The following is a 14,957-nucleotide window of genomic DNA, read 5'->3' on the forward strand; positions in this document are numbered from 1 at the left end:
AATAGATAGTTGAATTCGTACTATGTTTTCTGAAAGGTGAAATATTTACCATGATGTTGATTGGAGCGGAAGGTGCTCGACTCCTGCGGGAATAGCGGGAAAGTTGAGACCCCACAGGGCAAAGCCCGAGGAGGCTCAACTCACGCCCCGCGGAAAGCGAGCACCTGGAGCGGAGATCGACCACCACTCCCTAAGAGCCAATGTTTATAAATACAGTTTATATAATTAATCAAGCTTGAAAACACAATAGTAAAAATATATTATTTTTTCTGAAAATAACGTCTCCTTTTATTGACTAAAGAACTAACTGAGATTAAAATGGAAAATAGAGTTCGAATTTTTCCATAATTATATTTTTTTGGAAGATGCGGAGTATTTCGGACCACTACTATTAATCTATCAAGGGGGAAAAGGGATTGACGTTTAAGAAAAAGGTATTTTCGGTTATGGCCAGTGCTGCTTTGGTAACTTCCTCATTCGCTGGAATCACAGCTTTCAATCCTGATAAAGCAGAAGCTGCTTTACAGGAAACGAAAAAGTTCAAAGTTTCGAATTTCTCAGAGGTTGTGGCACTTTCTATGAGTGAGCAGGCTGTTCAAGAGCTTGTCATCGTAGGTAACGGTAAAGTAGATGCGACTAGTCAATTAGAGAAGCTTGGCGTTAAGGTAAAACAGAATTATAAGAACTATGTTTACTTAGCGGATGTACCTACACGCAAAGTGATGGAAGTTCTTGACCTTAAGAGTGTTCGTACAGTGGGTAAAAATGCTGAAATCGAATTAGGCGAGGTCAAGGATCCTGAATTAGCCGTGAAGGATCAAAATAAGGTCGATGAAGATGCGGTTGTAAAACCTAATCAGGCAGAAACTCATGCTCCGACCGGAGTAGATGATTTCCACGATAAGTTTGATGGTAGTGGTACACGTATCGGAATCATTGACTCAGGTCCCGATCCGGGTCATGAATCCTTCACAGAGGGTCTTGAAGAAGGAACACGTAAATATGGTGATTCTAAGATTGTCGCTGTAAGAGACTACACCATTTCGAATCGTCAACTTGCTTATGGCATTGAAGAGCGCTATAAAAAATACTTAGGTGAGGGTGTCAATTATCTTTCCGAGGGAGACGTGCTATTCGATAAAGGACATGCTGAAGGTGACTCCATTACAGTAGGGGAAACTACATATAATACAGCAGGGATTGACGCTTCCGATGATAAATTACACTACGGGAAAACGGCATTTGAAACAAATCCTTATCCTCAGGGGAATGCTAACTGGACGAATCAGGATTTAAATGCCGATGGGACAAATGGAAATTCTGATAACTTCTCTGTTTTATTGGCAGGGGACAAAGTCTATATCGATACAGATATGGATAATGACTTCACTGACGAAACAGCCTATGCGAATAATGAAACAGGTACATTCGATGTGAATGTAGAAGATGAGAAGCTTGGAGCGAACTTCCGTGTCAATGATATGGAATTGAACTGGTTCGGTGCAGGTCTGAAGAAGATCAATCTATTCACGGACTTCAACGGGCACGGTTCACACGTTTCGGGTATTTCTGCCGCAAACGGTCCGGCAAAAGCGAATGCCTTCGGTGCCGTTGCCGGTGAAGGGGTTGCCCCTGGAGCCGAGCTTGTCGGTATGCGTGTGTTCAAAGCAGCTGGCGGAGCCCCTACATTCAGTATCCAAAAGGCTATGGTCGATGCGGCGCTTCCTGAATCAGAAGGCGGATTTGGCGTCGATGTTGCTAACTTAAGCTTAGGTTCTTCACCGGATTTAAATGATGGTCTGGGATCCTATGGAGAATTAATGACAGTCCTAAGTGAAGATACAGATATCGTATTCGTTACATCTGCTGGAAATGCCGGGCCTGGTGCAGACACAGTTGGATCACCTGGTGACGTAGCTCCTATCATTTCTGTTGGTGCACATATCACGGCTGACATGTGGGCAAAAGAATACAATTCCTATCCATATGGTAAAAATGCAGACGGTACTCCTAAAGAGGGACAAGGATTATGGTACTTCTCTTCTGTAGGGCCGAACGAAGCTGGGAATCAAAAGCCTGATATCGTTGGACCTGGATCTGCATTTGCTGCTCATCCGGTACAAAATGGACCGTACGTTGTGATGCAGGGTACAAGTATGTCTTCACCATATGTTGCTGGAGCTGTAGCGTTGCTGAAATCTGCAGCTGAGAAAGATCGTATTCCATTTAATTATGAAATTGCCCGTGAAGCATTGATTGAAACGGCTAATCATTTAGATGGATACAACCGTGCTCAAGAAGGTGGCGGACTGATTGATGTTCCGGCAGCTTATGAGTATCTGCGCAAGAACTTCATCACAGATATTAAAGATGTAGACGTAACGGTCTATCACGGAGAGAAAGTGTCCGGCGGTCCGGGTCTATATGTAAGAAATAAAGAAATTCCTGAAACCGTTGAAGTATTAGTAGAGAACAAGACGGATGAAGATAAGAGCCTGGATGTATCTCCTACTGGCGATTGGATCAAGCCATCTGTATCGAAAGTAGATCTTAAAGCTGGAGAAAGCAAAACGATTACAGTTGACTACGATGCGTCGAAATTAGAGACAGGCGTAAATGCTGAGACATTAGTCTTTGATGATGCGTCTACTCCTTATGTAGAAGCTAGATCAGCTCAAACAATTGTTACGGGTCATGAGTTTAACCAGGAAAATCGTTTCCGCTTCCGCGAAGAAGGTGAAGTACAATCTTCTCAAACAAAAGGCTATACATTTGACGTAAAACCAGGTGTAAGTGAAGTTCGTTTCTCACTGAATGCAATCAGTGAAAATGATGATTATAAAGGCCGCGTACGCGCGATCGTCTTCAATCCTGACGGAGTGGAAGTAAGTGAGTTCCAAGGGTATGCTGGATACGGTGCCGGTGGATTGGGCGTTGAAGACCACGTCTTCAAGTCTCCTAAACCAGGGGTATGGGAAGTACATGTTTATGGGACTTCCGGACCGGAAGCAGGTAAAGAAGTAAATAAATATCAATTAGAGGCTGTTGTTCAGGATGTGGTTGCTGAACCAGGTGAAATCGATTTAGGGAATGTTTCTTCTGACACTGAAATGACGAAATCTGTAACATTCTCAAACTACTTATCTGAAGCGAGAGAAGTGAAGGTTGTCGGTGCACCATTCAGCACGCCTAAGCTTTCTTCCGAGAAGGTAGAAGTACCAGGTAACAATGCATTTTACTACAAAGATATCAAAGTGAAGAACAACGTATCTTTAGAAGTTCAAACTTCAAACCCATCACATTCTACTGATGACGTAGATCTATATATCTTTGATTCTAAAGGTAACCAGGTAGCTTACTCTGCAGGTGCGACATCTGATGAAAAAGTTTCATTGACTTCTTTACCGAATGATACGTACACAATTGCCATTGAAGGCTATGCAACAATGGATCCGACGACAACTCTTGATCTATCAGTCAATGAGTTTGGCGTACTGTCCCCTGGTGAAAAAGGGAAAGGGAAAGTAGAAGCCAATGCTTCACAAAACCTTAAAGTTGGAAAATCTTTAACGACAGATGTAAAGATTACAACTCCATCTGAGTCAGTTGGATCAATCGGAGCAGTATATTTACTTGATGCAAAAACGGATGAAGTATTATCACTGCTTCCAATCAAGGTAGACGGTGACATCATCAATGAAGTATCAGGTCTAGACCGTGTAGGAACTGCGATCGAAGTTTCCAAAAAGCTTCATATGGATGGCTTTGCCGATGACCATGAATACAAAACAGTTATCCTCTCAACTGGATACAACTTCCCTGATTCATTATCTGCAGGTCCATTGGCATCCGCAATCGATGCGCCAATCTTACCTGTAGGCAGCGATGGGAAACTTTCTAAGGAAGTATTAGTTGAAATTGAACGTCTTGGTGCTGAAAATGTGTATATCCTTGGTGGAGAAGGTGTCGTATCCAAAGATGTATTCACACAATTGAACAGCATCTCAATCGACTCTTCTGATATCGAACGCTTAGAAACAGATGGTATGCCAAACCGTTACGGTACAAACCTTGCCATCGTTTCGAAGCTTCAAGAGCTTGGATTCAAAGGAAACGGTGTATTCGTTGCAACTGGTAAGAACTTTGCAGATGCACTAAGTGCTGCGGCAATTGCCGGTGCGAATGATATGCCAATCGTATTAACGGATGGAAAAGATTTATCTGCTGAAGCGAAAGCCATTCTTGAAGACGAGAAAGTCTATGTGCTTGGTGGTAAGTCAGCTGTCCCAGAAAATGTAGTAGCTCAAGCTAAAAAAGTAGCTGTCGATGTTAAAGTACTTTCTGGTGTGAACCGTTATGGTACACTGGCTGCAATCCTAGGAGAGTTCGCCAATAGCACAGATAAGTTATATGTTGCCAGCGGTAAGAACTTCCCGGATGCATTATCTGCTGCTCCACTTGTAACAGATAACGCAGGTTTACTATTACTGACAGATCCTAATGGATTACCGAAAGAAGTAGACGCTTTCTTAACGAAGTATCTGTACCAGAACAAAATCACTTCTGTCACTGTACTTGGTGGTAAAGGTGCAGTTGGTGAAGGAGCAAGAGAAGACCTTCAAGGAAAAGTATCAAACTAATAGAGTTTAATAGGGTCACCTGCTATTTATAGCGGGTGGCTTTTTTTTATTAATCTTTTTGGGCAAGGCTCTTTTCGTAAACATTGTAGCCTTCTGTCTTAGATAGGTGGAAATGTAAAAAATAGACCGTTCCTTTCCGTCCCAAGCACAAGATTCCCCGGAAAGGAAGTCAAGCCTTCTCGACGTTCTCTCTTTCTGGTCTAAAGTTGAAAACCAGATCTACTAAATTCCCCTCACCATCCAGCTCACACTTGATTGACAGAGCCCAGGAAGGAGAGCTATTGGCAAAGAGTGTTGTTTATATTTGTATCTTTTGGAAGAGTCATGCTTAAAAAGTTGATTGCAGCGGAAGGATGTTCGACTCCTGCGGGAATGGCCGGACAGGTGAGACCCCGGAAGCGCTGCTGAGGAAGCTCACCGCCAGCCCCGCGGAAAGCGAGCATCCTGTAGCGGAAATCAACTACTACTTTCTTATTTAAAATGGCAACAGATGCGAAAAGAAGTTTTTTTATATGAACATAAAGGTCTTTCAGCCTATTATTCTGAAAATTTCTTGAATTCGTGGACAGGCCTTCCACCATCTTATATACTTTTTACAGATGATGTAAATGACATTCAACTGAGAGAGGAGTGGCTTAATGAAAATGAGAATAATCACTTCTATTATCTTCTTATTTGGTTGCATCCTGCTTCCAAACGGATTTGCGCAGGCGGATGATGAGAAGAAGGTTCAACTTTTGGTGGTTCACAAGGATCAAAAAGGTGATATATCGACACAGTCATCGGACACGGGTGAAGGGAAATTAGAAGTCATAGAAGTTCCTGCTAAAGATGTTCCTGGCACTCTAACCAAATTAAATAATAATGAAAACGTGGAATATGCAGAGATTGATCAGCTCGTACATACACAAGCTGCTCCGCCAAATGATACATATTTTAATAATCAATACCAAGATTTTCAGGTAATGAAGGTATTGGAAGCCTGGGAAAGCTACAATCCCATTGAAGAAGTTACCGTGGCGATTGTCGATTCAGGTGTTGATCTGAAACACCCTGAGCTTCGGAGTAGATTAATAGAAGGAAAGAATTTCATGAATGAAGGGGAGCCCCCTGGCGATACGTCAGGACATGGGACCCATGTCGCGGGTCTTGTAGGAGCTGTGACCAATAACAAAATGGGTATTGCTTCTGCTGCTGAAAAGGTAAAAATTATGCCTGTCAAAGTGTTTGAGGGTAAGACCACCTATATGTCAACGGTTATTAAAGGCATTCGTTATGCAACGGACAACGGAGCAGATATCATCAATTTGAGTCTTGGCAGCTATAGCAATATGCAAGCACTAGAGGATGCAATTGATTACGCTGTGGACAAAGGTGCTCTCATGGTAGGTGCTGCAGGTAACGATGATGAGCACGCAGTTCTTTACCCGGCAACTTACCCGGATGTCCTGGCAGTAGGAAGCGTGGATTCTGCGACATTGGCTAAATCGACGTTCTCAAACTATGGGGATACAGTAAATGTATCTGCCCCGGGAACGAACATTTTCAGCACATGGATGGGTGGCTATGAGACATTGGATGGTACCAGTATGTCAACAGCCATTGTAAGTTCGATTTCCGCCATGGTTAAACAGCAATACCCTTTTCTAAAAGGTATGCAGGTAAAGGATGTTCTTGAAAACTCCACTACCCCATTACCTGAAGTCGAAAGGCTTGGAACGGGTTTGATCAACGCAGAAAAAGCGCTGAGCTATGTCCAAACAAAAAATCGGCACTACGGACTGACTTCTGTGGAAACAGCTGTAGAAATATCTAAGAATGGCTGGAACTCACTACAGGAAGAAGAGTTGACGATCGGTGGCAACAAATTGTATGGATCGTTTGTTGTCTTAGCAAGCGGTGATTCCTTCCCGGATAGTTTAGCAGCTTCCCCGTTGGCATCTCATTTGGATAGTCCGATTCTATTGGTTAAGAACAATCGATTAAGTGAATCCGTTAAGGAAGAACTGAAAAGGTTGAACCCTTCTCATGTTTTGATGATCGGAGGGGAAAATGCCATCTCTCATGAGGTTGAAAATGAGATTAAGAATCTATCAATCTCGACCGCTCGACTATTTGGCGTGGACCGTTATGAAACGGCCGTAGCGATCAATGACGCCATTCCATACACAACCAATAAGGCATTTGTCGTCTCGGGTCAAAACTATCCTGATGCGTTGTCGGTCGCTTCCTATAGTGGCAGTATGCAATATCCTGTACTCTTTGTTCAAAAAGACAAGGTTCCACAGTCGGTTCGTACGTATATGAAAGAGAATGAAATTTCTAAGACGTACGTGATCGGCGGTCAGGGCATCCTTACAAATAAGATGGTTGATCAATTGCCGGGACATTTTCGAATTTACGGTCTGGATCGTTATGAAACCAATTATAAAGTTCATCAGACGTTTGCTTCGGAAGATTCGGATTCAGTTTATTTTGCCACAGGAGGGAAATTCCCTGATGCCCTTAGCATAAGCCCGCTGGCTGCAAGGACCGATAGCCCGGTTGTATTGGTGGATAAGCGGCATAACCCTTATTTACAGAAATCGATAAATGTATTCTCTAGTAGGAACAGTTATCATATTTTAGGTGGACCGGGTGCTTTATCCATAGAAAAAGCATGGGAAATTGATCATTATATGATGAACGAGTGAGATAGAGAGGATTCCTCTCTATCTTTTTTTTGCCAATGAAGGGTTATAGTTTACTAGATACTATGATAAGATGGAATAAAATAACATTAAAAGGGGAACACAATGAATCTAAAAATGAAGAAGCTTGTATCCGGAATAGCAGCGGTGGCACTTACTGCGACACTGGCGAGTCCGATCAATTCGAAGGCAGCGGGGTATGAAAACCCATCAAAATATGAAATTAATCGACTGTTGACGGAAGCAGCAATGAAGTATGACGTTCCGGCAGAAATCGTGAAGGCAGTGGCTGCAGAAGAGAGCGGTTGGAAGCAATTCACGTCAGATGGAGAACCGAATATTTCGGGTGATGGCGGAATCGGGATCATGCAGGTGACTGATACAGCAGGCTATGATGTTGAACGTTTGAAAAATGACATCGCCTTCAATATCGAATCAGGTATCAAAATCCTGAACGAAAAGTGGGAGCTCGGTGAGAAAGGCATAACCAACTGGGATCGCTCTACCAGCATCCCTACTGTCGGAGATAATGAGCGTGACATCATCGAGAACTGGTATTTTGCCCTTTTAGCTTACAATGGCCAGGTGCAGGAGAATAGTCCGATCAAAATGGCGACAGGCGAAAGAAACTTAGGAAGCTATCAAGAACGGGTGTATGCAGAGCTTGTAAGTGGGAATCCCGGTATTTTCAAGAATGATAGAGTCGAGTTTTCTTTTGCCAAATCGGATTTCACCTACACCGGGGAGCCAAACTATTATTTATTATTCAACAAAAAGCAGTATGAAGTAGAGGGACTTGCCCATACGTCAAAACATTCGTATCAAGCAGGTGACCTGGTCATTTCTGCAGATGGTTCCCGTTTTAGAGAACGACCAACTTCTGAGTCTGATGAAGTGTCTGCGAAACTTCCAAGTGGTGAAACGGAAGTACTTGAAATCCTTAAAGGATTTGAATACGATCAATCCAAGAATCCGAATCACTTCGTCTGGTACAACGTTGAACGTGAAGACAATAAACAAGAGGCATACGTTGCTTCAAGCGAACTAAACAAAATCGGTGAGCGACTATCTGGTACAGATCGAATCAAGACGGCCGTTGATATTTCCCAGTCTGGCTGGGATCAGGCGGATACGGTGGTTGTGGCACAAGCTTATAACTTCCCGGATGCCTTAACGGGTGGCCCGCTTGCTTATAAAAATGATGCGCCACTTCTATTAACGGATAAAAATAAACTGACTGAATCAACGAAGGATGAGATCAAGCGATTAAAGGCTTCGAACATCATCATTTTAGGTGGAAAAGGGGCAGTCAGCGAGGGAGTCAGTGATGCTATTGAAGGAATGGGATTGCAAGTTGACCGAATCGGTGGCGTCGATCGTTATGAAACAGCCCAACTCATTTCGGAGCAAGTAAATCCGAATCCGGACAAAGCGATCATCGCTTCAGGAAAGAACTTCCCGGATGCTCTCTCAGTGGCACCTTATGCTTCTGTCAAAGGATACCCGATTTTATTAACATCCAAGGATGCCGTTTCTTCTTATACGAGTCAGGCTCTTACTGGAGTGGATAGCACGATCGTTGTTGGTGGTGCAGGGGTCATCAGTGATGGCGTCATGAAAAAGGTGAAAGCAGAGCAGCGGGTAAGCGGATTGGATCGTTTCGAAACGTCTCTTCAAATCGCGAAGAAGCTTCCACTTGCTAATCCCGATGAAAAAGCCCTGATCGCAAGCGGTAAAAACTACCCGGATGCGTTATCGGGATCTGTATTGGCAGCAAAGCAAAAGGCCCCACTCCTATTGTCTAATCCGGAACAGCTGCCAACGAGCGTCAACAACTTTATCGCAGTCGAGAAATATAAAGAGTTCTTCCTGCTCGGAGGACCAGGTGCAATGAATGTGGAAGACGAGCTTGGAGATTTATACAAAAAGCTGTATTATTAAAATAGTAGGTTTTAATCCTAAAGACTCTATCGATTATCGATAGAGTCTTTTTTGATAGGATTATTAAACAGAGATTACATTTATGTAAGATTCTATTTTTTTAATCTATTTCATGATAAAATTATTTTTCGTATTGATCTTCGATTTGAAAGGTGAAAACATACATGAAGACTCGTAATGATTATAAACAGCGGATGAGAAGAAGAAAGAGATTCTTCCGCATATTTCTTGCACTTTCTTTCTTGGGACTAAGCATCGGAACAGCGTATTTTCTTTTCCAGTATCAAACTGGAAAAATGAATGCCGGCAAGACACAGGCGGCATCCGAAGAAATTCCTGAATTTAATGGGAAAAAAGATGAGCATGGAAAGATAAATGTGTTACTCCTCGGTTCGGATACGAGGGGCGAAGAAAAATCCCGTACAGATACGATCATGATTGCCCAATACGATCCTGACAAAGGTGAGGCCAGATTGGTATCATTGATGAGGGATATGTATGTAGATGTACCGGAATACGGAAAGTATAAATTGAATACTTCCTATTTCCTAGGGGGGCCGGAACTCCTTCGACAAACATTAAAAGAGAACTTCGATATAGATGTACAATATTATGCCTTAATGGACTTTAAAGGATTCCAGAAGATTGTAGATGCACTGGCGCCAGATGGAATTGAAATGAATGTGGAAAAAGAAATGTCCACTAATATTAATGTGACTCTGGAGCCAGGTTTGCAAAAATTGAACGGTAAGGAACTATTAGGATATGCCCGTTTCCGCCATGACGCGGAAGGAGACTTCGGCCGTGTTAAGCGCCAGCAGGAAGTCATTAATGCCTTGAAAGATGAGATGCTGTCATTAAACGGAGTATCCAAAATTCCTAAACTGATGGGGACAGTCTCACCATATATCGAAACGAATATTGGCTCGATGGACCGAATCAGTCTTGCAAAAGAATTTGTACTGAATCCGGTTGATAACATCGAAACCATGACATTACCAATCGACAACTCGTTTGAAAATGCCCGATATGAAGGCGCCGGTGCCGTGTTAGACGTAGACCTGGAGGCAAATACCGAGGCATTAAAAGACTTTTTGAATGGTGAAGAACCAAAGTCGTATGCAGAGTATGTGGAGGAAGATGGGGTAAGTGACGATGCCTTGGTTGAGGATACAACTGGGGTGGAGGAAACCAATGAGGATTCTGGTGTTTATGAGGAATCTATAGAAACTGAGGATTCAAGTAGTTACGAGGAATAGAAATTATAGATTGAACCCACGGAGTGAAGTGATGCTCCGTGGGTTTTTTAGTAGGTGTGGACCTTAAGGGTGATTGGCAAATGCTACAGTTGGTAAAGAAAATTCGACACGGAGGATCAATTAATTGGAATTGGGATCAAATAATCATATTTCGGATTAATAAAGCCCAAACCGGATCAATTATTCTAAATCGGGATCAATTCCATCCCAAACCGGATCAATTATTCTAAATCGGGATCAATTCCATCCCAAACCGGATTAATTATCGTGCCGAGTGACATTTCAAGGCACGGTTTGATCACGCCAATCGGCCTTCAAGCTAATCGAAGACCACATTCACAGCTAAAAAGGACAATCTTAAGGAAAAACCCTTCCATAATGGAAGAATTACATCAAACACTTACTCATCTAGAGAAAAATCCGAAAGCTAAAGTTACGCTCTTTCAGCTATTGGTTATCTGCCTGTTGGCGAGGGAGGGAACTTGAGGTAGATGGAATTTCACACACATATTTAAAGAAAATTCGACACGGAGGATCAATAAAATAGAATTCGGATCGAATAATGATATTTCGGATTAATAAAGCCCAAACCGGATCAATTTTTCTAAATCAGGATCAATTCCATCCCAAACCTGATTAATTATCGTGCCGAGTGCCATTTCAACGCACGGATTGATCACGCCAATCGGCCTTCAAGCTAGTCAAAGACCACATTCCCAGCTAAAAAGGACAATCTTAAGGAAAAACCCTTCCATAATGGAAGAATTACATCAAACACTTACTCATCTAGAGAAAAATCCGAAAGCCAAAGTTACGCTCTTTCAGCTATTGGTTATCTGCCTGTTGGCGAGAGAGGGAACTTGAGGTAGATGGAATTTCACACACATATTTAAAGAAAATTCGACACGGAGGATCAATAAAATAGAATTCGGATCGAATAATGATATTTCGGATTAATAAAGCCCAAACCGGATCAATTATTCTAAATCGGGATCAATTCCATCCGAAACCGGATTAATTATCGTGCCGAGTGCTATTTCAAGGCAGGGATTGATCACGCCAATCGGCCCTCAAGCTAGTCGAAGACCGCATTCCCAGCTAAAAAGGACAATCTTAAGGAAAAACCCCTTCATAATGGAAGGATTACATCAAACACTTACTCATCTAGAGAAAAATCCGAAAGCCAAAGTTACGCTCTTTCAGCTATTGGTTATCTGCCTGTTGGCGAGAGAGGGAACTTGAGGTAGATGGAATTTCACACACATATTTAAAGAAAATTCAACACGAAGGATCAATTAATTGGAATTGGGATCAAATAATGATATTTCGGATTAATAAAGCCCAAACCGGATCAATTATTCTAAATCGGGATCAATTCCATCCCAAACCGGATTAATTATCGTGCCGAGTGCTATTTCAAGGCACGGATTGATCACTCCAATCGGCCTTCCATCTAGTCAAAGAGTCAAAGTCCACATCCAAGGACCATCTTGAACCAAAACCACTCCAGAGGTGAAGGAAAACCAGCAAAATGGACACGAAACCATTCTTGAAAAACCCCGCAAAAAAATCCCCTCAATCACTGAGGGGATTTCTTCAAACGACGCATAACCAGCTGGCGTATTCCATTAATATTCAAAGCCAATACTACAGCCCCATAAGCAACAATTCCAACTGCAATTTGCACAATAAAACCGAAGATGCCATCAACAGCAAGTGCCGGCCAAACTAGAAGCGCCATCACACCAGTCGCAACAAAGATCTTTCCGACTTCTTTGAACGGAAACGTAAGCGGGAAGATTTTCTTTCCAATTAACGCGCTTAATAAAACGGATACCACGTATGAAATGATCGTCGCATAGGCTGATCCGAATATGCCGTACTCTGGTATTAAGAGTAAGTTCAGGACCACATTCAGTACAGCTGCGGCCAACACTGGCCATATTTGCAGCTTCGTATTTTTCCCGAGCTGGAAAGCAAGGTCGAAGTAGTACATTTTAAAGCCTTGGATAAAGATTGCCAGCGCAATCAGTGAAAAGATCGTCGCTGCTTTTCCCTGATAGGATTCTCCCAGGAAGATCCCGGTAAAGGAATCGCTTAATAAAATCATTCCTGTGGTAGCAGGGACAGACACGAGTAACAGCAGGGACGTGTTTTCATTTAGTTGTTTCTGACATTCTTTGATTCCACCTGTTTCAAGGGCTTTGACCACAAGTGGGTAAGCGGCGAGATTGATGATCATCATCAATAAGAACAGGATTTGTTTGGCCAAGTCGTAAGAAACGGCGTAGATCCCGACAGAAGCCTTGTCCATTAACCAGCCTATCAAGTAACGGTCTGTATTTAGGATGATTGCTTCCATCGAAAGAGCCGCAATAAATGGAATGGAATATTTCACGACTTCCTTAATCATATCCCGGTCAATCAACTTAATGTCAATTAAGTGAAGGTACTTCGGAATAAAGAAGACAATCGACAGGAAGATCCCGATGATCAGTCCAAGGATGATCCCTTCTGCCCCGAACCCGAAGAATTTAATCAGAACGACAGCGGTGATAAGGGATAATACCACTTTTAAAGCTGTCACAACTCCGAATAGTTTGGACGAAAGCTCTGAACGCAAGTATTCAGTGAATAAGTCGAACATGCTTTGCATGGTGAGTAATCCGATTCCCAGGAACCATAAGAGAGCCATTGAATGAAAAGGTGTATAGACAATGAATGCACCTGTAGCCAGGAACACCGTCAAGACCGTCATGGAAATGAATGTAGCTGTGATCGAGCTGATGAACATGGCTTTCTGATTGCCTTCGTATTTAGGGTTGTAGCGGAGCAATCCTAATCTAAGCCAGTGGAACAAGGTTGTATTCACAAATGTTACAGCCGCGATGACCAGTGCATATTCACCGTACTCGCTTGGTGACAGTAGACGTGTATATAAGGCGATGGCCACGAAGTTGATGATCCCGGGCACACCTTTAGATAGAAAATAGATAAACGTATGTTTAAACATGGAAATACCTCTCTGAACGTACAATTTTTATCACTGTGATTTAACAAAATTTATATAGTTTTTACAAATAAATTCAATTTAATCGCTTTTTATATTATGATAAGAAGTATCAAATCAATTAGTATATTATATCACAAACGATATTATTGAATATATTTCTTTTGACAGTCGGTTTTTTAAGAGGCCTTGTCAATCATTTCAGCAAGCCAGTAGTAAAAAAGAGAGTGTGGTACCCGAGTTATGAAAGTTTTATTATTAGCACCAGCGAATAATGTACATACGAAGAAATGGCTTGATTACTATAATTCGGTTGGTATCGAGGTCATCAATATTAGCTTAGAGAACCATAAAGACTCTTCTGAACACATCCCTTGGGAGAATGTAAGCAGAGTCTATTTAAATCTGAAATTGAATCATAAGATTTCATATTTATTTACGGTTTCAAGGCTTAAGAAGATCATCCGAGACTATAAGCCAGATCTCATCCATTCCCATTATGCTTCTAGCTACGGATTAATAGGAGCGTTAACAGGGTTCAGTCCTTACATTCTATCGGTGTGGGGGTCTGACATCTATGATTTCCCCAAGCGGAACGTGATGAATCGGATCATCCTCCAGTACGCCTTGAGAAAAGCAGACTATATTTGTTCAACGAGCCCTGCACTTGAACAGGAAACAAAAAAATATATAGATGAGAACAAGCCATTGTCCATTACGCCATTTGGTGTTGATATAACACAATTCAAACCTAATCCAACGAAGAAGGTGGAAGGGCAATTCAGAATCGGGATTGCTAAGGGAATGGAGCCGAAATATGGGATTGAATATCTACTGAAAGGCTTCAAGCTTTTCTTGGATACACTTGGATCGGAGCGCCAGTATGTACGCCTGCAACTGGCCGGGGACGGACCTTTCCTGACGAAGTATATGAAACTGACAGAAGAACTGGGCATAGTTGAGAATGTAGAGTTCTTAGGAAGAATCGCTCATGAGGATGTTCCTGATTTCATCTCATCTCTTCATATATTTGTCATTTCTTCCTTGATTGAAAGCTTCGGAGTTTCAGCTGTAGAGGCCCAGGCTTGTGGCGTACCCGTTATCGCTACAGATGTCGGTGGTCTCCCGGAAGTGGTGTTGGATGGAGAGACAGGCTATCTGATCCCCTCGAAGAATCCAGCTGCTTTAGCAGAAAAGTTATTATATCTCTATAAAGATTCTTCAGAGCGAGAGAAACTAGGGAAAAACGGCAGGGAACATGTAATCAATCATTATGATTGGGAAGATAATTCAAAGAGAATGGTAGATCTTTATAATGAAATAATAAAGGTCGTGAGATAAACTTTTCTATTACGGTGGGGTACATCATTTCATTTCCAATAAATATTAAAGACACTTAATGATCCTAATTTAAGGA

6 protein-coding genes are annotated in these 14,957 nt (G+C 42.2%); 5 read left to right on the forward strand and 1 reads right to left on the reverse strand.

The window, feature by feature from the left end; translation table 11 throughout:
- Window positions 1-416 precede the first annotated feature (416 nt).
- From FZC88_RS21635 to FZC88_RS21650, 4 genes are all read left to right on the forward strand, one after another.
- Window positions 417-4,640: a cell wall-binding repeat-containing protein gene (locus FZC88_RS21635; RefSeq protein ID WP_148996405.1), complete on the forward strand. Its 4,224-nt coding sequence runs from the start codon at window positions 417-419 to the stop codon at window positions 4,638-4,640.
- 638 nt (window positions 4,641-5,278) lie between these two features.
- The gene (locus FZC88_RS21640; RefSeq protein WP_148996406.1) at window positions 5,279-7,333 is read left to right on the forward strand and encodes a S8 family serine peptidase; all 2,055 of its coding nucleotides are present in this window, start codon (window positions 5,279-5,281) and stop codon (window positions 7,331-7,333) included.
- 102 nt (window positions 7,334-7,435) lie between these two features.
- Complete coding sequence (locus FZC88_RS21645) at window positions 7,436-9,271, forward strand: cell wall-binding repeat-containing protein (RefSeq protein ID WP_148996407.1); 1,836 nt, start codon at window positions 7,436-7,438, stop codon at window positions 9,269-9,271.
- 164 nt (window positions 9,272-9,435) lie between these two features.
- Complete coding sequence (locus FZC88_RS21650) at window positions 9,436-10,530, forward strand: LCP family protein (protein WP_148996408.1); 1,095 nt, start codon at window positions 9,436-9,438, stop codon at window positions 10,528-10,530.
- Between the two features lie 1,579 nt (window positions 10,531-12,109).
- Here FZC88_RS21650 and FZC88_RS21655 read toward each other — a convergent pair.
- Window positions 12,110-13,543, reverse strand: a complete 1,434-nt coding sequence (locus tag FZC88_RS21655) for an oligosaccharide flippase family protein (protein ID WP_148996409.1) — start codon at window positions 13,541-13,543, stop codon at window positions 12,110-12,112.
- 240 nt (window positions 13,544-13,783) lie between these two features.
- On the opposite strand from FZC88_RS21655, the gene FZC88_RS21660 reads away from it, so the two are divergent.
- Complete coding sequence (locus FZC88_RS21660) at window positions 13,784-14,881, forward strand: glycosyltransferase (RefSeq protein ID WP_148996410.1); 1,098 nt, start codon at window positions 13,784-13,786, stop codon at window positions 14,879-14,881.
- The last annotated feature ends 76 nt before the right edge of the window (window positions 14,882-14,957 follow it).

The sequence above is a fragment of the Rossellomorea aquimaris genome, assembly GCF_008180865.1.
Classification (GTDB): Bacteria; Bacillota; Bacilli; order Bacillales; family Bacillaceae_B; genus Rossellomorea; species Rossellomorea yichunensis.

Excerpts from the sequence above, each read along its gene's own strand:
- FZC88_RS21640 (WP_148996406.1), top strand. The coding sequence starts at position 5,279 with ATGAAAATGAGAATAATCACTTCTATTATCTTCTTATTTGGTTGCATC.
- FZC88_RS21645 (WP_148996407.1), top strand. The coding sequence starts at position 7,436 with ATGAATCTAAAAATGAAGAAGCTTGTATCCGGAATAGCAGCGGTGGCA.
- FZC88_RS21650 (WP_148996408.1), top strand. The coding sequence starts at position 9,436 with ATGAAGACTCGTAATGATTATAAACAGCGGATGAGAAGAAGAAAGAGA.
- FZC88_RS21655 (WP_148996409.1), bottom strand. The coding sequence starts at position 13,543 with ATGTTTAAACATACGTTTATCTATTTTCTATCTAAAGGTGTGCCCGGG.
- FZC88_RS21660 (WP_148996410.1), top strand. The coding sequence starts at position 13,784 with ATGAAAGTTTTATTATTAGCACCAGCGAATAATGTACATACGAAGAAA.